Annotated in this window: 22 protein-coding genes and 1 tRNA gene; 7 read left to right on the top strand and 16 right to left on the bottom strand. The window is 22.1% G+C overall.

The features are described from left to right. Positions 1-133 precede the first annotated feature (133 nt). The 5 genes from rplT to M3Y47_RS02165 form a co-directional block, all read right to left on the bottom strand. Positions 134-490, bottom strand: a complete 357-nt coding sequence (gene rplT, locus M3Y47_RS02185; protein WP_252839442.1) for a 50S ribosomal protein L20 — start codon at positions 488-490, stop codon at positions 134-136. 40 nt (positions 491-530) lie between these two features. Further along, positions 531-728: a 50S ribosomal protein L35 gene (gene rpmI, locus M3Y47_RS02180; protein WP_252839441.1), complete on the bottom strand. Its 198-nt coding sequence runs from the start codon at positions 726-728 to the stop codon at positions 531-533. A gap of 44 nt (positions 729-772) precedes the next feature. Then, the gene (infC, locus tag M3Y47_RS02175; RefSeq protein WP_252839646.1) at positions 773-1,312 is read right to left on the bottom strand and encodes a translation initiation factor IF-3; all 540 of its coding nucleotides are present in this window, start codon (positions 1,310-1,312) and stop codon (positions 773-775) included. Between the two features lie 25 nt (positions 1,313-1,337). Next, positions 1,338-3,242: a threonine--tRNA ligase gene (thrS, locus tag M3Y47_RS02170; protein WP_252839440.1), complete on the bottom strand. Its 1,905-nt coding sequence runs from the start codon at positions 3,240-3,242 to the stop codon at positions 1,338-1,340. A 93-nt stretch (positions 3,243-3,335) separates the two neighbouring features. Beyond that, the gene (locus M3Y47_RS02165) at positions 3,336-4,382 is read right to left on the bottom strand and encodes a 3-deoxy-7-phosphoheptulonate synthase (protein WP_252839439.1); all 1,047 of its coding nucleotides are present in this window, start codon (positions 4,380-4,382) and stop codon (positions 3,336-3,338) included. Positions 4,383-5,109: 727 nt separating this feature from the next. Here M3Y47_RS02165 and M3Y47_RS02160 point away from each other — a divergent pair. Beyond that, entirely contained in the window at positions 5,110-5,478 is a 369-nt protein-coding gene (locus M3Y47_RS02160) for an iron-sulfur cluster assembly accessory protein (protein WP_252839438.1), read from the top strand. Positions 5,479-5,496: 18 nt separating this feature from the next. Here the strand turns inward: M3Y47_RS02160 and tyrS are convergent, their stop codons facing one another. Continuing rightward, entirely contained in the window at positions 5,497-6,771 is a 1,275-nt protein-coding gene (gene tyrS, locus M3Y47_RS02155) for a tyrosine--tRNA ligase (protein ID WP_252839437.1), read from the bottom strand. A gap of 23 nt (positions 6,772-6,794) precedes the next feature. Continuing rightward, positions 6,795-7,454, bottom strand: coding sequence for an endonuclease III (gene nth, locus M3Y47_RS02150; protein WP_252839436.1), 660 nt, complete (start codon positions 7,452-7,454; stop codon positions 6,795-6,797). A 512-nt stretch (positions 7,455-7,966) separates the two neighbouring features. On the opposite strand from nth, the gene M3Y47_RS02145 reads away from it, so the two are divergent. Together M3Y47_RS02145 and tilS are read left to right on the top strand one after the other, a co-directional pair. Then, positions 7,967-8,041, top strand: a tRNA-Val gene (locus M3Y47_RS02145). 105 nt (positions 8,042-8,146) lie between these two features. Then, positions 8,147-9,400, top strand: a complete 1,254-nt coding sequence (gene tilS, locus M3Y47_RS02140; protein WP_252839435.1) for a tRNA lysidine(34) synthetase TilS — start codon at positions 8,147-8,149, stop codon at positions 9,398-9,400. A gap of 3 nt (positions 9,401-9,403) precedes the next feature. On the opposite strand, the gene metG is transcribed toward tilS, so the two are convergent. Continuing rightward, a complete protein-coding gene (metG, locus tag M3Y47_RS02135; RefSeq protein ID WP_252839434.1) occupies positions 9,404-11,029 on the bottom strand; it encodes a methionine--tRNA ligase in 1,626 nt (541 codons plus the stop codon). Between the two features lie 784 nt (positions 11,030-11,813). Between metG and leuB the strand changes: the two genes are divergently transcribed. The 4 genes from leuB (at position 11,814) to leuA (ending at position 16,563) form a co-directional block, all read left to right on the top strand. Then, complete coding sequence (gene leuB, locus M3Y47_RS02130; RefSeq protein WP_252839433.1) at positions 11,814-12,911, top strand: 3-isopropylmalate dehydrogenase; 1,098 nt, start codon at positions 11,814-11,816, stop codon at positions 12,909-12,911. Beyond that, a complete protein-coding gene (gene leuC / locus M3Y47_RS02125; RefSeq protein WP_252839432.1) occupies positions 12,908-14,317 on the top strand; it encodes a 3-isopropylmalate dehydratase large subunit in 1,410 nt (469 codons plus the stop codon). Before leuB ends, leuC begins: the two co-directional genes overlap by 4 nt. Beyond that, positions 14,318-14,941, top strand: a complete 624-nt coding sequence (gene leuD / locus M3Y47_RS02120; protein WP_252839431.1) for a 3-isopropylmalate dehydratase small subunit — start codon at positions 14,318-14,320, stop codon at positions 14,939-14,941. 83 nt (positions 14,942-15,024) lie between these two features. Continuing rightward, positions 15,025-16,563: a 2-isopropylmalate synthase gene (leuA, locus tag M3Y47_RS02115; protein WP_252839430.1), complete on the top strand. Its 1,539-nt coding sequence runs from the start codon at positions 15,025-15,027 to the stop codon at positions 16,561-16,563. Between the two features lie 171 nt (positions 16,564-16,734). Here leuA and gndA read toward each other — a convergent pair whose 3' ends face one another. The 8 genes from gndA to hisD all read right to left on the bottom strand — a co-directional run bounded on the left by gndA (position 16,735) and on the right by hisD (position 24,494). Beyond that, positions 16,735-18,144 carry an NADP-dependent phosphogluconate dehydrogenase gene (gene gndA, locus M3Y47_RS02110; RefSeq protein WP_252839429.1) on the bottom strand — a complete coding sequence of 470 codons (1,410 nt, stop codon included), beginning with the start codon at positions 18,142-18,144 and terminating at the stop codon, positions 16,735-16,737. Positions 18,145-18,215: 71 nt separating this feature from the next. Further along, complete coding sequence (gene hisIE, locus M3Y47_RS02105) at positions 18,216-18,830, bottom strand: bifunctional phosphoribosyl-AMP cyclohydrolase/phosphoribosyl-ATP diphosphatase HisIE (protein ID WP_252839428.1); 615 nt, start codon at positions 18,828-18,830, stop codon at positions 18,216-18,218. Further along, a complete protein-coding gene (gene hisF / locus M3Y47_RS02100; protein WP_252839427.1) occupies positions 18,824-19,600 on the bottom strand; it encodes an imidazole glycerol phosphate synthase subunit HisF in 777 nt (258 codons plus the stop codon). Before hisF ends, hisIE begins: the two co-directional genes overlap by 7 nt. Positions 19,601-19,686: 86 nt before the next feature. Further along, positions 19,687-20,427, bottom strand: coding sequence for a 1-(5-phosphoribosyl)-5-[(5-phosphoribosylamino)methylideneamino] imidazole-4-carboxamide isomerase (locus M3Y47_RS02095; RefSeq protein ID WP_252839426.1), 741 nt, complete (start codon positions 20,425-20,427; stop codon positions 19,687-19,689). Beyond that, positions 20,424-21,023, bottom strand: a complete 600-nt coding sequence (hisH, locus tag M3Y47_RS02090) for an imidazole glycerol phosphate synthase subunit HisH (RefSeq protein WP_252839425.1) — start codon at positions 21,021-21,023, stop codon at positions 20,424-20,426. Before hisH ends, M3Y47_RS02095 begins: the two co-directional genes overlap by 4 nt. Beyond that, positions 21,020-22,096 (bottom strand): bifunctional histidinol-phosphatase/imidazoleglycerol-phosphate dehydratase HisB, encoded by a 1,077-nt coding sequence (gene hisB / locus M3Y47_RS02085; RefSeq protein ID WP_252839424.1) that lies wholly within the window; start codon positions 22,094-22,096, stop codon positions 21,020-21,022. Before hisB ends, hisH begins: the two co-directional genes overlap by 4 nt. A 25-nt stretch (positions 22,097-22,121) precedes the next feature. After that, positions 22,122-23,186, bottom strand: a complete 1,065-nt coding sequence (gene hisC / locus M3Y47_RS02080; RefSeq protein ID WP_252839423.1) for a histidinol-phosphate transaminase — start codon at positions 23,184-23,186, stop codon at positions 22,122-22,124. A gap of 6 nt (positions 23,187-23,192) precedes the next feature. Beyond that, entirely contained in the window at positions 23,193-24,494 is a 1,302-nt protein-coding gene (gene hisD, locus M3Y47_RS02075; RefSeq protein ID WP_252839422.1) for a histidinol dehydrogenase, read from the bottom strand. Positions 24,495-24,496 lie beyond the last annotated feature (2 nt).

The following is a 24,496-nucleotide window of genomic DNA, read 5'->3' as shown; positions in this document are numbered from 1 at the left end:
TTAATTACTAAAAAGCTTCCTTTGAGGAAGCTTATCAGTTTCAATTTAAAATTTCAAAAAAGTTTATATAAATTTTATATCTTTCAAATAGATTATTATTTTCATGCAATATTTTTTATATAAAAAAATTTTATTAATTTAAATTTTCACGTGCTACTTGAATTAATTTTGAAAAAGCACTAGAATCATGAATTGCTATATCAGAAAGAATTTTTCGATTAATAAATATAGAAGATTTTTTTAAACCACAAATAAACGAGCTATAAGATAAATTTTTTTCTCTTACAGCAGCATTAATTCGCGTAATCCACAAACTTCTAAATATTCTTTTTTTTTGACGTCTATCTCGATAAGAATATTGACCAGCTTTTATTACAGCTTGAATAGCTACACGATAAGCTCTTGATCTAGCTCCATAATATCCTTTTGCTTTTTTTAAAATTTTTTTATGACGAGAGCGAGCAAATACTCCTCTTTTAACTCGAGTCATGAAAAATCCTTAATTTATTAAAAAATTTTTTATAAATAATTTAAATATATGGAAAAAAAGATTTCACTGCTTTATGATTAAATTTAGAAATAATTTTTTTTAAACCTAAATGTCTTTTTCTAGTACTTGTTTTTTTTGTAAGAATATGTCTTAAATTTGCTTGTTTTCTTTTGAATTTTCCAGAAGCAGTTTTTTTAAAACGTTTAGCAGCGCTTTTTAAAGTTTTTAATTTTTTCATATATTTTCCAAAAAAAAAAAAAAAAAAATAACTCTATCGTTGAATCATTTTTTTTTAGGTGATAAAATCATAATCATTTGCCGTCCTTCAATTTTAGAAGGAAAATACTCAACACAAGAAATATGACTTAAATCTTTTTTGATACGATTTAAAACATTTATTCCAATTTCTTGATGAGCCATTTCTCTACCTCGATAACGTAGAGTAACTTTTACTTTATCACCATCGTTTAAAAAACGATTTAAATTTCTTAATTTAACTTGATAATCCCCTTCATCTGTACTAGGTCGAAATTTTACCTCTTTAATATGAATAATTTTTTGTTTTCTTTTTTGTTCCTTTAATGCTTTTGTTTTATTATAAAGGAATTTTCCATAATTCATAATTTTACACACAGGAGGTTTAGAATGTGGACTAATCTCAACTAAATCAAGACCTTCTTTTTTTGATTTACTTAACGCTTCTATAGTGCTGATAATTCCTATTTTTTCACCTTTTAAGCCAGTTAGTCGAACACTTTTAGCTTGAATTTCCTCATTAATTCTATGCATTCTGTTATTTTTAACTCTTTTCCAGCTTTTAATACCCTATTCCTCCATATAAAAAATTTTAAAAATGACAATTTTTATGAAAGTTTTTTTTTATAAATTCTAATAAAGAAATTTTAACAATTTCATTTGAATATTCGCGCACTGAAATTATATTATTTTTATATTCATGATTTCCACAAATTAATATATAAGGAATCTTTAATAATACATTATCTCTAACTCTAGAACCAACACTTTTATTTCTAGAATCTATTTTTGCACGAATTTTATATGATTCTAATTTCTTTAATATATCTAAACAATATTGAATATTTTTTTCAGATACATTGATAATTTTTACTTGTATTGGAACCAACCAAAGAGGTAAATATCCTTTATATTCTTCAAGTAAAATTCCAATAAATCTTTCTAAAGATCCTAGAATAGCTCTATGAATTAATACTGGATTTTTTCTTAAATTTTTTTTACTTATATAATAAGATTTTAATCTTTTAGGTAAATAAAAATCTAATTGAATCGTTCCGCATTGCCAAGTTCTATTAAAAGAATCTTGTAACTCAAACTCTATTTTTGGACCATAAAATGCACCTTCACCAACTTGATAAGAAAATAAAATTTTATTTTCAATAAGTACTTTTTTTAAAATCGATTCAGTATAATCCCAAACTTCATTACTTCCAATTCTTTTTTTTGGTCTCGTAGATAATTTAACAAGAATTTTCTTAAAAGAAAATATATTATATATATCATAAATCATTTTAATACAATTATTAATTTCTTCTTTTAATTGAGATTTTCTACAAAAAATATGTGCATCATCTTGTGTAAAATTTCTTAATCTCATTAAACCATGTAAAGAACCAGAAAATTCATTTCGATGACAACTTCCAAATTCTGAAATTCGTATCGGTAATTCTTTATATGAACGTAATTTATAATTAAAAATTTCTATATGCCCAGGACAATTCATAGGTTTAATACAATATTTTTTGTCTTCTGAAGAAGTTGAAAAAATTAAATTTTCATAATTTTCCAAATGACCAGTTTGTTTCCAAATCAATTTATTCATTAAAAAAGGAGTTTTCACTTCTTGATAATTAAACTTCTTTAATTTATTTCGAATAAAATTTTCTAATTGTTTAAATACAAACCATCCATTATGATGCCAAAAAACCATTCCTGGAGAATTTTTTTGTAAATGAAACAAATCTAAATTAGAATTAATTTTCCGATGATCAAATTTTTTTCTTTCTTTATAAGAAATCACATATTTTTGCAATTCTTTTTTATTTTGAAACACAACTCCTGAAATTCTTTGTATCATTATGTTACTTTTTTTATTATTCCAATAAACACCAGAAATACTATTTAATTTAAAATATTTACAAAAATTAATGTTTGGAGCTTGTATTCCAGTTAAAAAATCTATATGATTTTCATGTAAATAAAAATTAATTTTATGTTGATTTTGAAAATTTTTTTTTAAAATTTTTAATTTAAAAGATTCATTTAAATTTTTTAATTTTTTTTCAAAATCTCTAAAAAAAACATTTTTTTTGAAAATAATATATTTTTTTTTAATTAAAGAATTCATCTTATTTTCAATTAAACAGATATCTCTTTTTTTTAGTGGAGTTTTTTTATAAAAGTCGTAATAAAAATTATTTTTATTTAAAAAAAAATTACATAATTTTATTTCTGGCCATAGAATTTTTATACTATAACTAAATAATTGTATACACGTATTTCGAATAATGTTTAATGCTAATTTATCATTTTTATGAATAAAAAATAATTGTGAATCTTCTTGAATTTTAGTATCTAAATCAACAACTGTATTATTTAACAATGCAGAAATATAATTTTGTTCATTAATTTTATAATCATATTGAATAATTTCTCTAATAGAAATAAAATTTTTATATTCTTTTTTTGATCCGTCAGAAAATGTAATAATAGGCATTATATAATCCTTTACCTAAAATAAATAAACTAGAAAATTTCTATATAAATTTATGTAAAAATATTCTTGTTAAAACTAATATTTTATTTTTTTTTAAATGATTTTCTTTATTGTTTGGTATAATTGTTTTAACATTAAAGCACTATCTTCCCAAGATAAACATGAATCAGTAATAGATTGACCATATTTCATTTTTTCTTTACTTTTAATATTCTGTGATCCTTCTTCTAAAAAACTTTCAATCATAACACCAAAAATATTTTTTGATCCATCTACAATTTGTTTACATACTGAATCACATACTTTAAATTGCAATAAATGTTTTTTAAAACAATTTCCATGACTAAAATCAATCATTAATCTTTCTTGTAACTGAAATTTTTTTAAACTATTTATTGCAATATCTATATCTTTCTTATGATAATTAGGAGTTTTTCCTCCCCTCATAATAACATGAGATAATGCATTCCCTCTAGTATGATTAATTGTCATATTTCCATTTTTGTTAGGTGCTAAAAATACATGACGCTCTCTAGCTGCACGAATTGCATCTATAGCAATCAATATATTTCCATCAGTTCCATTTTTAAAACCAACAGGACAAGAAAGCGCAGAAGCCATTTCACGATGTATTTGACTTTCAGTAGTTCGCGCTCCAATAGCTCCCCAACTAATTAAATCATTAATAAATTGCCCAACTACCATGTCTAAAAACTCAGTTGCTGCAGGTAAACCAATTTTATTGATATCTAATAATAATTTTCTAGCAATTGCTAAACCATCATTTACTTTAAAAGTATTATTAATTTCCGGATCAGAAATCAATCCTTTCCAACCAATAACAGTTCTGGGTTTTTCAAAATATGTACGCATAACTATTTCTAAAAATGATTTATATTTTTTGCGTAAATCATTTAATTTATATGCATAATCCATAGCTGCAACAGGATCATGTAAAGAACACGGACCAATAATAACTAATAAACGTTTATCTTTTCCAGACATTATGTTTGAAATAGCATTTCTTGTTTTAATTATATTATTAATAATCTTAGAAGTAAGTACATAACGTTCTGATAAACTAGCTGGAGTAACTAATGGATCCATTTTACATGTTCTTAATTCATCTGTTTTTTTCATTTTTTCCTCTATATAGCAAAAATTAAAAAATAAATAATACAAAAAATATATGAAATTTTACATAAAAATTTTAAAAAATTTGAAAGAAAAAATTAAATAGATGTTTATATAAAATTTTTTTATAAAAATATATAATATGATAATATAATAATATTTTGATTAAATTAATAAAAATATATAAATAAAAAAATATTAAAAAAATAATTTTTAATACAAATTAAAAATTCTTAGATAATTAAAATAAAAAAATAATACTCTATTTTAAAATTACTTACCATTATAAATATAAAAAATTTTTATAAAAATTTTATTTTATTTTAAATAAATATATGAAAAAAAATTTTTTATTTAAAAAAAAAAAAAAATTAAATAAATATTTATCTTTTCTTTAAAATTTTTACTAATTTATAAAAATATTAATGATTACAAGTTTACTTTTATATTTTATTTACTTTAAATAAAAAAAAAAATAAAAAATATAAATACAAAAAATTTAAAAATAATTTTTCAAGAATTTTTATTACATTTTTTATGTTTTACAAAATAAATCACATTAATAATAAATTTTATTTTTAATCTTAAAATTTATTATACTTTATTTTAATAAAAAATTAACACTAATTTATATAATGAATAAATGTATTTTATATAAAATATATAAATTTTTTTTGAAATAAATAAATTTTATTCAACCGTATAAATTAATTAAAAGAAAAAGAGTATAAAAATGAAAAAATATTTTTTACAAACAAAAAGTAAAAATCTCAAAGGAATTTTTCTTACCAAAAAAGCTTATATAAAAATATCTGAAATATTAAAAAAAAATAAAAAAATTCTTGGTATTATGATTGATATAAAAAAATCAGGATGTGCTGGATTTAAATATATACTAAAAAAATATACAAAAAAAACTGATAAAGAAATTTTATATTCAAATTATGAAATATCAATTTTTTTACCAGTAAGTAAAATTCATTTATTAGATGGAATAATTATTGATTTTATTATAAAAAAATTTCAACAAAATTTTTCTTTTTACCATGAAAGTTCAAAAAATAAATGTGGATGCGGAATAAGCTTTCAAATTCAAAAATAATAATTTCTTATTTGAAAATTATTCCCATACCAAAAGATAAAAATTTTTTTTTCCTTTACTTAATAATGTATATTTTTTAAAAAGTTTATCAGAATCTTGAAAACAATAATTAATATTATTTTCTTTCCGATAATTTATAGAAATTGCATTCGAAGAAATTAAATTTCTTGCATTTTTTTTGGACGATGCTAAATTGGTTAACACTAAAACATTTTGTAAAGTACATAAATCATTTTTTAAAATAACACATGGAGCATTACTAGATTTCAATTTTACCAAATTTTCTTTATTTAAATTTTTTACACTTTTAGAGAAAAAAACTAATGAATTATTTTTAGCAAATAAAAAATTTGAATCTCCATGAACTAAACGTGTCATAATTTCTGCTAATATCTGTTTTGATTTTAAATTTTTCCGTTTGAAATTATCATGATCTTGTATACTTTTAATTTCTTCCATACTTAAAAAAGTAAAATATCGTAAATAACGATAAACATCTGTATCTCGAACATTGATCCAAAATTGATAAAAATTATAAGGAGAAGTTTTTTGTGGATCTAACCAAACTGTCTTTGAAGAAGTTTTTCCAAATTTTTTTCCATCAGATTTTTTTAATAATGGTATAGTTAAACCAAATACTTCTTGATTATATAAAACATTTGTTAAATGAATTCCAGAAGTAATATTTCCCCACTGATCCGATCCGCCTATCTGTAAATAAACACCATATTCCTTATATAAAATAGAAAAATCATACGCTTGTAATAAACTATAAGAAAACTCAGCAAAAGAAATTCCCTGTTCTCTAGAAATACGATTTTTAACAGATTCTTTATTAATCATTTTATTAATAGAGAATCTTTTTCCAACATCTCTTAAAAAAGATAAAATATTTAATTTCTTAAACCAACTATAATTATTCACAATAATAGCTTTATTAGGAATATCTGAAAAATCTAAAAATAAAAAAATTTGTTTTTTAATTTTTTCAATCCATTCAAAAATATCATGATAAAAAAACAAATTTCTTTCTTGTAGTTTAAAACTTGGATCACCAATTAAACTTGTTGCTCCACCAATTAAAACAATAGGAGTATGACCTTGAAGTTGTAACTTTCTTAAAAATAATAAAGGAAGAATATGACCAACATGTAAACTATCTGAAGTTGGATCAAATCCACAATATACAGAAATTTTCTTTTTAGTCAAAATTTCATCAAGCTTCTTTTCATTAGTAATTTGTGAAATTAATTTACGTTCTTTAAAATAATTTAAAATATTTTTTTCTAACATATACAACCTTTTCTAAAATTTTTTTAAAAGATTTTTAAAAATTTTTCTTTTGCAAGATATTGATAATACTCACAAAATTTATTTATAATACAATTATTGCATTTCATATTTCTTGCCTTACAAGTATTTTTTCCATGAAATATAAACCAATGATGCACATATATCTTAAATTTTTCTGGAACATATTTTAATAACAATCTCTCAACTTCTATAACATTTTTCCCACAAGCAAAAGCAGTACGTTGACACACTCGATAAACGTGAGTATCTACTGCAATTTTCTTTTTTTTAAAAATAATATTTAATACGACATTAGATGTTTTTCTTCCAACTCCAGGTAATAATTCCAGTTCTCTTCTATTATTTGGTACAATACTATTATATTTTTCTAATAAAATTTTACATATTTTATAAATATTTTTAGATTTCTTACGAAATAATCCAATTTTTCTAATTATATTCTTAATTCCTTTCTCTCCTAAAGAAAGCATTTTCACCGGATTGTTCGCAATAGAAAAAAGATTTTTAGTAATTCTATTGACTACTGTATCTCTTGCTTGAGCAGATAATACAACAGAAATTAAACATTCAAAAGGAGATGAAAAAATTAAATCTGTTTTTTTTTTTAAACCATATTTTTTTTTTAATAAAAATAAGATTTTTATTCTTTTTTGTTGATTCATATTTTTATTTACGTATTTACTTTTCTTTCAGATTTATGTAAAAACAAAAATATTTTTATTATAATATGAAAAAAATTAAAAAAAAATCAAATTTAATTAAAATATTTTTGATCTATTAAATTTATAAATTTATTAAAAAAAATAAAAATTTCATACACATATAAATTTTTTATAATATTTTAAATAATTATAAAATTTTTTTTATATTGTTATCTAATAAATATTAAATAAATCATATTAATTTTTAATAAAAATCTCCTAGTATGTTATATTTATTTTACTATGAAAATTTTCTCGAATTTTCAATATTTTTTATATATTCATTCATCATATAACACATCTTAAAAATATTTTCGGTATTGGTATAAATTATAAAAATATTAATTATATATAAAATATCTTTTTGAAATAAAAAATTTTTCTTGATAATTTACTATAAATTTTTTAGAATAATTGTCCATAGTAAAAAAAAATATTTTTTTATAAAGAATTTTATATTCAAAAATTGACAAACGTTCGTAGCTCAGTTTGGTTAGAGCGCTACTATGACATGGTAGAAGTCAGTGGTTCAAATCCACTCGAACGTATATTTAATTAAAAAATTCATTCAAAATTTTCACAAAAATATTCTAATTTATTTTAAAACTGTGATTAACATTAAAAAAAAAATATCAAAATATAAAAAATTCCTTTTGGCTTATAGCGGAGGAATAGATTCAACTGTTTTATTATATAAACTATTAAAATATAAAAAAAAAAAAAATATATCAATACGAGCAATTCATATCAATCATCAAATTAATCCAGAATCAAAAAATTGGAGTAAATATTGTAAAAAAATTTGTAATAAAAATAATATTCCGATAATTGTAAAAAAAATACATTTTTTAAAAAAAAATATTGAAGCACAAGCAAGAAAACAAAGATATCATATTTTTAAAAAAAATTTACTTCCTAAAGAAGTTTTATTAACAGGACATAATTTAGATGATCAATGTGAAACATTATTATTATCAATAAAAAGAGGAAGTGGATTACAAGGACTCTCAGGAATTTCTTATAAAAAAAAATTTTTTAAAAATTATTTAATTAGACCTTTGCTAAAATTTTCTAAAAATAAAATAAAAAAATGGGCTATATCTAAAAATCTTACATGGATAGAAGACAAAAGTAACTACGATGTATCATATGATAGAAATTTTTTAAGACATAAAATCATTCCAAAAATTCATCAAAGATGGAATTTTTTTAAAAAAAATTGTTTAAAAATTTCTAAAATAATTTATCAAGAACATAAATTATTAAATAAATTGATATTATCAATATTAAAAAAAAACTTATACAAAAAAAACGCTTTAAAACTAAATAAAATAAAAAAAATGCATAATAAAATGCAATATTTAATTATTAAAAAATGGATTTCATTCCGCATAAAAAAAAATCTTTCACATCATTTTATAAAAAAAATAATAAAAAATGTCCTTCAAAAAAATAAAAAAAAAAATCCCCATATAGAATTTAAAAAATATGAAATTTGGAATTATAATGAACATTTATATTTAATAAAAAAAACTCCTAAGATGAAAGATTTTATTATATTTTGGCATTATCCTTACAAAAAAATCACATTTCCGAAAAACTTTGGATTTTTGAAAATGAAAAATAAAAAACACACGAAAAAATCTTTAAATATTAGAGCTCCAAAAAAAAAACAAATTATAAGTATTAAATTTCATACAAATAAAAAAATAAAAATCAATAACAACCGCCCTAAAACACTTAAAAAAATTTTTAATGAATATAAAATACCTCCCTGGAAAAGAAAAAAAATACCTCTTCTGTTTTATAATAATACATTTATATCTGCTATAGGAATGTTTGTTACGAATAAGAAATATAATACAAAAAAAGAAAAAATTTCTATTATATGGAATAAAAAAATATAAACTTTATTTAAAAAATATATCTCTAGAAACATTAATTCTTTTATATAAACAAAAAAATTTAAGAATTTTATGGTTTAACAAAGGATGTTTTAAAGATTCAAATGAAAATTTTGTAGATAAAAAAAATTCTGAACGATAACTTAAATCCGGCATAATGGGCTTTAACCAAGTCATTAAAAAACGAAATAAATTAATTCCCATAGTACAAATCAATTGTATCTGAATATCATATTTATTTTTTTTTGATAAAACCCATGGACGCATATCATTAATATAATTATTTGCAAAATTTGCATATTCTACAATAGATCGTATTACTGCAGAAAATTCTCTTCTTTTAAAAAGAGACAAAATATTTTTTGTATTATTATAAAAAAAAACGTATATTTTTTCTTGTAATACGAAACTACTCAACATATTATTAAAATCTTTATTAATAAAAGTAGAGCATCTTGATGCTAAATTAACAATTTTATTAACGATATCAGAATTAATACGAGAAATAAAATCATCTATATTTAAATCAATATCATGAATTTTAGATGAAAGTTTAGATGCAAAATAATATCTTAAACTATCAGAATCAAAATGTTTTAACCAAGTTGAAGCTTTGATAAAAAAATTTTTTGATTTTGACATTTTTTTATTATTGATCGTTACATATCCATGTACAAAAATTCCAGTAGGTTTGCGAAAATTAATTCCCTCTAAAATAGCAGGCCAAAATAAACTATGAAAGTAAATAATATCTTTACCTATAAAATGATATATAGAAGTTTTATGAGAAGTTTTCCAAAATTCATCAAAACATATATCTTTTCTTTTTTTTGATAAAATTTTTAAAGTACTAATATAACATATAGGAGCATCTAACCAAACATAAAAATACTTCTCTTTGTAACCAGGAATTTTAAAACCAAAATACGGAGCATCTCTTGAAATATCCCACAAACGTAAACCATTTTTAAACCATTCTTTAGATTTTCGCTCAACCTGTAAATTACATACACCTGAAGAAATCCAATTTTTTAAAGTTTTTTCAAAACTTGAAAGATTAAAAAAAATATGCTTAGTTTTTTTTAAAATAGGAATAGAATTAGAAATTTCAGATCGTGGATGTAAAAGATCTTGAGCTGAATAAACTGATCCACATTTATCGCAATGATCTCCATATTGATTGCTTGAAAAACACTTCGGACATTCTCCTTTAACTAACCTATCTGGAAGAAAAATATTTTTTAATACATCATATAATTGAAAAATATTTTTTTCTATAATAAATCCTTTTTTTTTTAAAGATAAGAATATCTTCTTTGTAAAAAATAAATTTTCTTTAGTATTTGTATGACTGTAATAATCATATAAAATATTAAAATTTGATAAATCACGAAAATGTTCACGAAAAGTTTTTTTAATTAAATCATTCGGTTTCATTTTCATCTTATCAGACTTTAACATAATAGGAGTTCCATGAGTATCATCTGCGCAAATAAAAATAACAGATCTTTTATTCATTTTATGATATCTCACCCATATATCTGCTTGAATATGCTCTAATAAATGCCCAATATGTATTGGTCCATTAGAATATGGTAAAGCACATGTAACTAAAATATTTTTTTTCATCATATTATATAATTTCACTTTCTTTAATAATTAAAAAATTTTTATAAATTGTAGAAAAATTTTTCTAATTATATTTTTTTTAAAAAATTTAAAATAAAAAATTCAATTTTTTACATTCATGCTATTTATAATACATTAATTTCATTGTTATATGACATAAAAATATTTTAAATAATTTCAAACTTCAAAAATAGTTATTAAATTAAACAATTAAAAATATAAAAATTTTTTTTTATAATCAATATAAAATATTTTATTTTAAATCAAAATAAATTTTTTTAAAAAACTACTATAAAAATTAGATCGAATTTTTATTCAAAATCGACATAGATAAAAACTCATTACCATTAAAAAAATTTATGAACGTAAATAAAAAATATTTTAATTTGCACAAACTTGATAAATAAAAAATTTTTCTAAAAAAGTAATTCTTTGATATAAAACACAAAAAAATTTTATTTATAAAAAATTTTAAAAAATAAATTTAAGAAAATATTCCAACACAAAATTTTTTTAACATATATAAAACAAATAATATTTTTTTTTTAAAAATTATATTTATAATAAGAATTATACTTAATGTACACAAAATTTATTAACATATTTTTTTTTACAATCAATACTTTTAAAAAATTTTAATACTTCATTTATTTTTTTATAAAAATATAAAAATTTACATAAAAATAATAAACTTGTAATTTCTTTGAAAAGTTTCAAACTAACTCTTTATATGGTACGATCAATGATACTTTGAAATTAAAATTAAAAACAAATATAAATATTAAAAATGAAAAAAAAACTAAAAATAGCAGTTCTTCCAGGAGATGGTATTGGTCCTGAAGTAATGCGTGAAGTATATAAAATTATCGAAGTCATCAAAATTAAATCTAAAATAGATTTACAAATAAAAGAATACGATATTGGTGGAATTGCTATTGAAAAATGGGGTCAAGCATTACCTAAAAAAACACTAAAAGGATGTGAAAAATCTCATGCAATTTTACTCGGATCTGTTGGAGGACCAAAATGGGATTCTTTACCTGCACACAAAAGACCAGAAGTAGCTTCTTTATTAAAAATAAGAAAACATTTTAAATTATTTGCAAATTTAAGACACTCTTTTTTACATCCGAAATTATATAAATTATCCCCATTAAAAAAAAAAATCTCTAATAAAGGATTTGATATCTTATGCGTAAGAGAATTAACAAGTGGAATATATTTTGGTAAACCATCTATTGAAATACAAAAAAAAAATAAGCATTACGCTTTAGATACAACGATCTATCATAAACATGAAATTGAAAGAATAGCACATATTGCTTTTCAAGAATCTTTAAAAAGAAAATGTGAAGTAGTATCTGTAGACAAATCTAATGTACTAAATACTTCAAAATTATGGAAAAAAACAGTTGAAGAAGTTGCTAAAAAATATCCTAAAGTAAATTTATCACATTTATACTTTGATAATGCAATTATGCAAATCATTAAAAACCCAAATTTATTTGATGTAATTTTATGCCCAAATCTTATAGGAGATGTTATTTCAGATGAATGCGGAATTTTAACTGGATCTATAGGAATGTTAGCTTCTGCAAGCTTAAATGAAAAAAAATTTGGTCTATATGAACCTGCTGGAGGAACTGCTCCTGATCTTCAAGGAAAAAATATCGCAAATCCTATTGCGCAAATTCTTTCTTTTTCACTACTTTTAAAACATAGTTTTCAATTATATGAAATCTCTGAAAAAATAAATCTCTCTATACAAAAAACACTACTAAAAGGATATAAAACATTAGATATTTCGAATGGAAACAAATTTATTACCACGAATCAAATGGGAGATGAAATTACAAAATCATTAATCAAGGAATATAATAAATGAAAAAAACTTTATATCAAAAAATATATGATTCACATTTAATACAAACAAAAGATCAACATTCTATTTTGTATGTTGATCTTCATTTAATTCATGAAGTGACATCTCCACAAGCATTTGATGGATTAAAAATGAAAAATAGACGTGTAAGAAGACCTGATAAAACTTTTGCAACTATGGATCATAATGTTTCAACAACTGAAAAAAATATTAATGCATCCGGGAAAATGGCCAAAATACAAATGCAAAAACTGATAGAAAATTGTAGAAATGAAAAAATACCATTATATGATATTTTACATGAAAATCAAGGAATAGTGCATGTCATTGCTCCAGAACAAGGTATGGTTTTACCTGGAACAATAATCGTATGTGGAGATTCTCACACATCAACAAACGGAGCTTTTGGAGCTTTATCTTTTGGAATTGGTACATCAGAAGTAGAACATGTTTTAGCCACACAAACAATACAACAAAATAAATTTAAAAATATGAAAGTGAAAATTCAAGGAAAATTAAAAACAGGAATAACTGCTAAAGACGTTATATTATATGTAATTAGACAAATAGGTTCTTCGGGAGGAACAGGATATATAATTGAATTTTGTGGAAATATAATAAAAAAATTTAGTATGGAACAAAGAATGACTGTATGTAATATGGCGATAGAAATGGGTGCTAAATCTGGAATAATTGCTCCAGATGAAATAACATTTAATTACTTGAAAGACAAAAAATTCTCTCCAAAAGGAAAAAATTGGACTCAATCTTTAAAATATTGGAAAACACTTAAATCTGATAAAAATGCTTATTTTGATAAAATTATTAACTTAGATATTACTAATATATCTCCACAAATAACTTGGGGAACAAATCTGGATCAAATCATATCAATTAATGAAAAAACTCCAAAAATAGAAAATTTTCAAGAAAAAAATATAAAAAAATCTATAAAAAATTCTTTTAAATATATGGGAATTTTACCTAACTCTTCTTTACAAAAAACAAAAGTTGATAAAGTATTTATTGGTTCATGTACAAATTCTAGAATTGAAGATTTACGAGATGTAGCAAAAATCGTTAAAGGGAAAAAAGTAAATAAAAATGTTCAAGCAATAATTGTTCCCGGTTCAAATCAAGTAAAACTTCAAGCAGAAAAAGAAGGATTAAATAAAATATTTATTAAATCAGGATTTGAATGGAGATTTTCTGGTTGTTCAATGTGCCTTGGAATGAATAAAGATAGATTGAAAGAAAAAGAAAGATGTGCATCAACAAGTAATAGAAATTTTGAAGGGCGACAAGGTAGAGGTGGAAGAACGCATTTAGTAAGTCCATCTATGGCTGCTGCTTCTGCAATATTTGGACACTTTATAGATGTTAGAAAACTATATCAAGAGAAAAATTAAATGAAAAAATTTCAAAAACATACTGGAATAATTGCTCCTATCAATATCGTAAATATCGATACAGATATTATTATACCAAAACAATTTTTAAAAAGTACAAAAAAAACTGGATTTGGAAAACATTTATTTCACAATTGGAGATATATAGATAATAAATCCAAAAAAAAAAATAAAAGTTTTGTTCTAAATAAAAAAAAATATAAAAATACAAGTATATTAATAACAGGAGAAAATTTTGGCTGTGGCTCATCACGTGAACACGCAGTATGGGCATTAATAGATTATGGAATCAAAGTCATTATTTCTTCTCAATTTGCTGATATTTTTTATAATAATAGTGTAAATAATAATCTTTTATTAATTCAATTAAATAAAAAACAAATACAAGAAATTTTTTCATTCATCAAAAAAAATAAGAAAACAAAATGTATTGTAAACCTGTTAAAAGAAAAAATTTATGTTGAAAAAATCAAGTACCACTTTTCAATCGATAAATTTTATAAATTTAAATTAATAAATGGACTCGATAAAATTGATTTAACATTAAAAAAAATTCAAAATATCATAGATTATGAAAAAAAAAATAAACTAAAATATTTAGAAAATAGAAAACTATTCTCTTAAAATTTTTATATATTTTAAAAAATTTTAAATAAAAATAATTTAAAAAATTACATCTTGAATAATATTTTATATAAGATAAATCAATGAAAGAAAAAATTATTATTTTTGATACGACTTTACGCGATGGAGAGCAATCTCTACAAACAAGCTTAAATATAAAAGAAAAAGTGAAAATTGCTTTAGCTTTAGAAAAAATGAATATCGATATTATAGAAGCAGGATTTCCTATATCTTCACCTGGAGATTTTAAATCTGTGCAACAAATCTGTAAACATGTAAAAAATAGCACTATATGTAGTTTAGCAAGATGTCTTGAAAAAGACATAAGAATTGCAGCAGAAGCAATGTCTCAATTAGAAAACTTTCGTCTTCATTTATTTTTAGGAACATCTAAATTACATATAGAATCTAAACTAAAAAAAAATTTTCAAGAAATACATCAAATGGCATTAAAATCTATTAAAATAGCACAAAAATATACAGATGATATAGAATTTTCTTGTGAAGATGCAGGACGTACATCTATTGATAATTTATGTCGTATTGTAGAATCTTTAATAAAAAATGGTGTTAAAACAATAAATATTCCAGATACAGTTGGATATACAATTCCTAATGAATTTAGCAAAATAATTGAAAATTTATATAAACGTGTTCCAAACATCGATCAAGTAATTATATCCATACATTGCCATAATGATTTAGGAATGGCGGTTGGAAATTCTATTTCTGCAATCCAAGCTGGAGCAAGACAAATTGAAGGTACTATTACTGGAATTGGAGAAAGAGCAGGAAATACAGCATTAGAAGAAATAATCATGGCTATTAAAACACGAAAAAAATTATTAAATTTTTTTACAAATATCCAACATAAAGAAATTTATCATACTAGTAAAATAGTTAGTGAAATTTGTAATATTCCTATACCAATAAATAAAGCAATTATAGGAGAAAATGCTTTTTCTCATTCTTCTGGAATTCATCAAGATGGTGTTATAAAAAATAGGAAAAATTACGAAATTATGTCTCCAAAAGACATAGGATTAAAAAAAATACAATTCAACTTGACACCACGCTCAGGACGAGCAGCAGTCAAACAGAGAATGAAAGAAATAGGATATATAGAAAAAAAAGATTATAATTTAAAAAAATTATATAAAAATTTTTTAAAACTAGCCGATAAAAAAGGTCAAATTTGTGATTATGATCTAGAAAAATTAGCTTTTAAAAAAAAATATTTAGAAAAAAAACCATATTTTATCTTAAAAAATTTAAAAATTATTTTAAAATTTTATGGTAAAACAAAAATTTTTATAGATTTAATATGTGGAAAAAAAATTAAAAAATTATTTATTAAAACAAAAAATGATGTAATAAAAAAAATTTATCAAGGGTTAAAAAAAATTTCTAGTTTTAACATATTTATTAAAAATTTTCAAATAAGTTCTATCACAAAAGGAAAAAAAATTTTCAATAAAATTAATTTAATTGCAGAATATAACAATAAAAAGTTCCACTCAACACATACATCTAAAAATCTTTTAAAATCTTCCGTATACGTTATGATTGAAATATTAAATAATATTTGGAAATTAAACCAAATATATAAAAAAAATAAATAAATTTTCTCAAATAAAACTATTACAAAAACCTTCTTAGATAGAATATAATTTTATTTTTCTCTAAGAAGGTTTTGAAATAAAAAACAATAAAACTTATTAACTAAAAATATAAAATAATATAGACATAAATATCTCCTAAAAATATTTTTAGAAAAATTAAATTTCAATAACTTATTCTAACCAATTTGTATGAAAAATTCCACTTTTATCAACCCGAAAATATGTATGAGCTCCAAAATAATCTCTTTGAGCTTGTATTAAATTCGCAGGAAGTACAGAGGAACGATAAGAATCATAATACGAAATAGCAGAAGAAAAAGCAGGAATAGGAATTCCATTTAAAACTGAATAAGAAACAATATTTCTAAGAGAATGTTGATAAGAGTTAGCAATATTTTTAAAATAATCTATCAATAACAAATTAATCAATTGATTATTTTTTTTATATGCATATATAACTTCTTTCAAAAAATCTGCTCGTATAATACATCCAGAACGAAAAATTTTTGCAATATTAGAATAGTTCAAATCCCATTGATATTCATCAGATGCTCTACTTAATTGAGAAAAACCTTGTGCATATGAAATAATTTTTCCTAAATATAAAGAACGCCTAACATCCTCAATAAATTTTTTTTTATTCATAACAGAAAAATTATTTTTCGGACCAAAAAGAATTTTAGATGCTTTCATTCTTTGAGATTTTAAAGAAGATAAATATCTAAAAAAAACAGATTCAGTAATTAAAGATAAAGGTTCGTTTAAATCTAAAGCACTTTTACTCGTCCATTTACCAGTACCTTTGTTACTTGCAGAATCTAAAATAGTATCGAGAATATATTTTCCAGAATTATCTTTTTTTAAAAAAATATTTTTTGTAATTTCAATTAAATAACTTTTTAACTCTCCTTTGTTCCATTCTTTAAAAATTTTATGGAGAATTTTATTATTTAAATTTAGCGATTTTTTTAAAATAAAATATGCTTCAGAAATTAATTGCATATCTCCATACTCAATACCATTATGCACCATCTTCACATAATGTCCTGAACCATCAGAACCAATGTAATTTACACAAGGTGTACCATTTTTTGTTTTTGCAGAAATTTTATTAAATAAATTTTCTAACTTTAAATATGCTTTTTTATTACCTCCAGGCATAATCGCAGGTCCATTTAATGCTCCTTCTTCTCCTCCAGATATTCCTACACCTAAAAAATTTATATTTTTCTTTGATAAATAAATATTTCTTTTAATTGTATCTTTGTAAAAACTATTACCTCCGTCAATTATGATATCTTTTTTATCTAAATATGGTAAAATCAAATCAATCGTAATATCTGTTGCTTTCCCAGATTTAATCATTAACAAAATAATACGAGGTTTTTGTAATGATGAAACAAAATTTTTAATCTTAAAAAAAGGATAAATATTCTTATTTTTATTATTATCAATAACATTTTTAGTTTTTTCTGCTGATCTATTAAAAATTGATACCGTATATCCTTTACTTTCAATGTTTAAAGCCAAATTCTTTCCCATAACTGCCATGCCAATAACTCCAATTTGATTTAAAGACATTATATTTTCTCCTAATTTAAAATTATTACATCTTGGAATTGTTTTATAACAATATTTTTTCAAAAAGAAATCTATAAAGAATTTCTTTTTTTTAATACAGAAATAATATCTGAAAATTCTAAATTTTGATCATGTAATAATACTAATAAATGATAAAATAAATCAGAAGATTCATTAATAATGTCTTGTTTATTTTTACAAATTGAAGAAATAACTAATTCTACCGCTTCTTCTCCAACCTTTTGAGCAATTCTATTTACTCCTTTTTTGTACAAAGAATATGTATAAGATTTACTATTAATTTTTTTTTTTCTATTTTCTAAAATTTTTTCTAATTGTAAAATAAAAGAAAAATTTGTACTTACGATATTGAAGCAACTTTTACGCTGTAAATGACATGTATGACCAACAGGTTTAACTAAAGCTAATAATGAATCTCTATCGCAATCTTCAATAATATCTATAACTTTTAAATAATTTTTAGATGTTTCTCCTTTAGTCCATAAACGATTTTTTGTACGCGAAAAAAAAGTTAAATGTTTACTATTAAATGTTTTTAAAAGAGCTTTTTTATTCATATATCCATGCATTAAAATTTCATTAGAAACAAAATCTTGTGCAATCACAGGAATTAATCCATTTACTTTTTTCCAATTTAAATTTAGCATTTGATCAATAGTTAACATTTTCTAATCTCTATGTTTTTTTTTAATAAAAAATTTTTTAATTTTTTAATATTAATAATATTATCATGGAAAACAGATGCTGCCAAAGCGCCATCAACATCTGAAAATTTAAAAACATCATAAAAATGATTCATATTTCCAGCACCTCCAGAAGCAATTAATGGAATTTTACATATTTTTCTTATTTCCCTTAATTGCTTAATATCATATCCATTTTTTACACCGTCTTGATTCATAGAATTTAAAACAATTTCTCCTGCACCTAAATTTTGCATTTTATCAACCCATTCAATAGTTTCTAAACTTGTTTTTTTTTCAAACTTTGAATCTCCAGTATATTGATGTACAAAATATTTTTTTTCTTTTTTATGATAATAAGAATCTATGCCAACAACAACAGCCTGAACTCCAAATTTTTCTGCAATAGAACTAACTAAAATAGGATTCTGAATTGCATAAGAATTAATTGAAATTTTATCTGCTCCACAAGATAAAATATCTCGTGCATCATTAAAACTTTTTATTCCTCCAGCAACGCAGAATGGAATATTAATAATTTCAGAAATCATAGATATCCATTTTTTACTCACAATGGTATTCTTGATAGAGGCAGAAATATCATAAAAAACTAATTCATCAGCGCTATTTTGAATATATTTATTTACTAAAGATAAAATGTTTCCAATAATTCTATGATTCTGGAATTTTACACCCTTTACTACTAAACCATTTTTTACATCCAAACATGGAATTATTCTTTTTGCTAACATTGAACCAAACCTTTAAAATACATATATAATATAAAAATTAATTATTAATAATACTTAATACATGAGATATATTTATTAAAATAAAACTAAAAAATATTTTTTTCAACATTGATTGCTTCAGAAAAAGTAAATTTTTTTTCTAAAAATGCTTTTCCAATAATTATATTTTTCACACCTGTTTTTTTTAAATTAAAAATATCATGTAGCGAACTAACACCCCCTGATGCTTGAAAAGAAATAGAAGGATATTTTTTAACTAATTCAGAATACAACAATAAATTTGGACCAGTTAAAGTACCATCTTTGGAAATATCAGTACATAAAATGTATTTAATATTATTTTCTAAAAATTCATTAATAATATCTTCGATAGAAATTCCAGTATAATTTCTCCATCCTGAAACAACAACTTCTTTAAAATATCGTTTTATTTGAACATCCAGTGCTAAAACAATGCTATCATTACCATATATTTGAATCCAATTTTTAACATCAATATTTTTTTCAAAAATTACTGAACTCAGAACAACTCTTTTAGCACCTAAAGAAAATAATTTTTCTAAATCTTTTTCCTTCCTTACACCTCCACCAACCTGAAAATTCATTCTTTTATCTTTTAAAATATCTTTTAATAAAAAAAATTGTTTTTTATTAGGATTTTTTGCACCATCTAAATCAACTATGTGCATCATTTTTATATCATTTTTTATACAATTTTCTATATAATGCGCGTAGCTCTCTTGATAATCTGTTTTTTCTAAATAATTTCCTTTATATAAACGAACAATTTTCCCTTTTCTAAAATCTAAAGATGGAATTATCATCATATTTTAATCTCTAAAAAATTTTTTAATAAAAGCATTCCTGAAAATCCTGATTTTTCAGGATGAAATTGCACTCCAAAAAAATTATTATATTGTACAGCTGAACTAAAAAAACTTCCATAAAATGTTTTAGAAATCGTAATTGCGCTAATTTTTGCAAAATAACTATGGATAAAATAAAACCATTCTCCGCTGGAAATATTTTTAAATAAAGGATTTTTTTGTTGAAAATAAACCTTATTCCATCCCATATGAGGTAAAACTAAATTACAAGTTTGTAATTTATAAATACAATCTCTACCAAAAATATTTAACATAGAAATATCTTTACTTTCTTCACTAAATTTAAAAAATAATTGCATTCCCAAACAAATTCCTAAAACAGGTTTTTTATACTCTTGAATAACATTTACCAATTTATTTTTTTCTAAACTATTCATAACAAAATCTGGAGTTCCTAAACCAGGTAAGATTAATCTATCTGACTTTTTAACGATTTTTCTCTCACAACTAATAATAGGATCATATCCAATTCTTTTAATAGACCAATAAATAGATGATAAATTCGAAAAACCAGTATTTACAATTACAATATTCATTGTAAAGTTCCTTTTGAACTAGGAACGCACGATGTTCCATTTCTTAGTATTGCTTGCCCTAAAGATTTACCAAATACTTTAAACAAACTTTCAGCACAATGATGATCGTTTTTCCCTTTAGATTTTAAATGTAAAGTAATTTTCATTGCATAAACTAATGAATAAAAAAAATGAAAAATCATATTTGTACTTAAATCTCCAATTTTTTGATATTGAAATTTCGCTTGAAAAGATATAAACGGTCTATTAGAAATATCCAAAATACAAGATGCAATACTTTCATCCATAGGAAGGACAAAACCATATCTACAAATCCCTTTTTTATTTTTTAAACACCGTAAAAAACATTCTCCCAAAGCTATTCCTACATCTTCTATAATATGATGATCATCAATTTCTATATCACCTTTCACTTTGATATAAATAGATATATTGGCATGAATAGAAATTTGCTCTAACATATGATTAAAAAAAAATATTCCTGTATCAAAGAAATTTTTTTGTAAATTATCTAAGCTAATTTTAACATGAACTTCTGTTTCACTAGTTTTTCTTAAAATTTCTGAAAATCTTTCCTTATATTTAAGTTTTTGATAAATATTTTCCCAATTACAATTCTTTCTTGAATATAAGATACCTGGAATATTTAAATTTTTAGCAAAATCTATATCGGATTTTCTATCTCCAATAACAAAACAATTTTTGGTGGATAATTTATTTTGTGAAAAAAAAAATTTTTTTACTAAACCAATATTTGGTTTTCTACATTCACAATTTTGGCCTAAAGTATGTGGGCAAATCAAAACGTCATAAAAAGAAATCCCTTGAGAAAAAAATATTGAAAGCATTAAATTATGACATAAATAAAAATCACGTAAATTGAATTTTTTTTTTCCTAAACCATCTTGATTCGAAACCATTACAAATTTATAATTCATTTTTTGTAATTTAGAAAGAATAACAATAACGTTAGGTTCAAATTCCAGTTTTTCTATGTTATCAATTTGATAATTATCTTTTGGTTCACGAATTAATGTACCATCTCGATCAAGAAATAAAACCTTTTTATACATAAAATTTCTCTTTAATATATAAAATTTATTTTTCAATTTTTTTTAAAATATTAACTAAATTTAAACATTCTTCATATGTTCCAATAGATATTCGAATACAATTTTTTAAAAAAATCTTAAAATTTTGATCTCTTGTAATAATTCCAAACTGAGATAATAAATTAAAAACATCTTTAGATGAAAAAAATTTAATTAATATAAAATTAGTTTTACTTGGATAAATTTTTTTTATAAATTTATGTTTTTTTAATTTTGTTATTAAAAAATTTTTATTCTCTATAAGATTGAAAATATTATTTTTAATAACAGAGATATTACTTTTAGTTAATGCATCTAAAGCAATATTTAAAATAGGAGTACCTAAAGGATAGGGTGCAATAATTTTATTAATAATATTAATAATTCTTTCATTAGAGATAAGAAATCCACATCTAATACTTGCTAAACCAAAAGCTTTAGATAAAGTACGTAAAATTATTAAATTAGAAAAACGATTTAATAACATAATAGAAGTTTCTTGTAAACAAAAATCTATGTAAGCTTCATCAATAACAACCAAACATTTTTTTTTAAAAAACTCTAAAATATCTATAATATCTTGAGATAAAATAGTATTTCCAGTTGGATTATTTGGATTACAAATAAAAATTATTTTTACTGAAGAATACTTCTTTTTTATGCTATTTATATTTAATTGGAAATTTTTTAATTGCAATACTGTAGAAATTTTTATACATAATATATCAGCATAAATTTTATACATATCATAAGTAGGAGGAAAAAACATAATTTTATCTTTTCCTGGATTACAAAAAGCTTTAATAATAAGTTCAATCGCTTCGTCTGATCCTCTTGTTGCTAAAATATTTTCAGGTAATACGTTTGCATATCTAGAATATTTATCTAGTAACATATGATATTCTTGATCAGGATATCTATTCAAATTTTTACAAAAAAGATTTTTATTATTTCGAAAAGGAGATTCATTTGCATTTAACCAAATTTTTCCTACTCCTCCAATTCTTCTTGCAGATTGATAAGGAATTAATTTTTTTATATTTTTACGAACAAATTTATTAATATTAATCATCGTAATTTATTCCTTTAATAAAGATAATCGCACATCTACAGCATTCTTATGAGCTAACATACCTTCTTCACAAGATAAATTCTGTAACACAGAAGACAAATCATAAAATCCTTTTTTTGTAAGCTCTTGTACAGTAATTTTTTTAGAAAAATCAGAAACACTAATTCCAGAGCAACTTTTAGAAAATCCATAAGTCGGCAAAACATGATTAGTACCAGAAGCATAATCACCTGCAGTTTCAGGAGACCATTGACCCAAAAAAATAGATCCTGCGTTAATAATATTTTTCAATAACTCACGATAATTTTTCGTATTAATAATTAAATGTTCAGGTGCATATTTATTCGAAATCTTTACACATTGTTCTAAATTTTTAGTTACAATAATATGACTTTTTTTCAATGAATGTTTTATTATCTCAATATTTTTATATGTATATAAATAATATTTTAGTTTTTTCAAAACTTTTATAGCTAAATATTCAGAATCAGTTACTAAAAAAACTTGAGAATTTTTTCCATGCTCTGCCTGAGATAATAAATCAGCTGCTATAAAATCACTATTTGCATATGAATCAGCAATAATTAACAACTCTGAAGGTCCAGCTAACATATCTATAGAAACAGTATTAAAGAAAGAACTCACTTGTCTTTTAGCTTCAGTAACATATTCATTTCCAGGACCAAAAATTTTATCTACTTTTTTGACACTTTCTGTTCCAAAAGCTAATGCAGAAATAGCTTGAGCACCTCCAATTTGATAAATATCATATATCTTAAATATTTTCGCTAAATATAATATTTTTTTAGAAATTGGCGGAGGAGAACAAATAGAAATATTTTGACATCCAGAAATTTTTGCAGGTATAGCTAACATTAATAAAGTAGAAAATAAGGGAGATAAACCACCAGGAATATATAATCCAACAGAATTTATTGGTTTAATAATTTGTTCACATCGTATTCCAGGACGCACTTCCACATCAAGATTTTTTATGCGTTGTTGTGAATGAAAATATGAAATATTTTTAATAGCATGAAAAATAGATTTTTTAAACTCGTTACTCATATATTTTTCAGATTTTAATATTTTTTTTTTAGAAATTTTTATATTTTTCAAAAAAAAATTATCTAATAACGATGTATAATATTTCAATGCTGCATCCTTTTTTAAAAAAATATCTTGAACAATCTTTAATACATCTTTTTCAATATTTTTTTTTTTATTAAAAATAGATCTTTTTAATATATTTTTTTTATGATGATGTGAAATATCATTCCAAAAAATTATTTTATTTAAAACTTTCATAT

Source organism: Buchnera aphidicola (Sipha maydis) (assembly GCF_024029855.1).
Classification (GTDB): domain Bacteria; phylum Pseudomonadota; class Gammaproteobacteria; order Enterobacterales; family Enterobacteriaceae; genus Buchnera_J; species Buchnera_J aphidicola_BI.
This window is presented reverse-complemented; position numbering and strand designations above follow the sequence as displayed.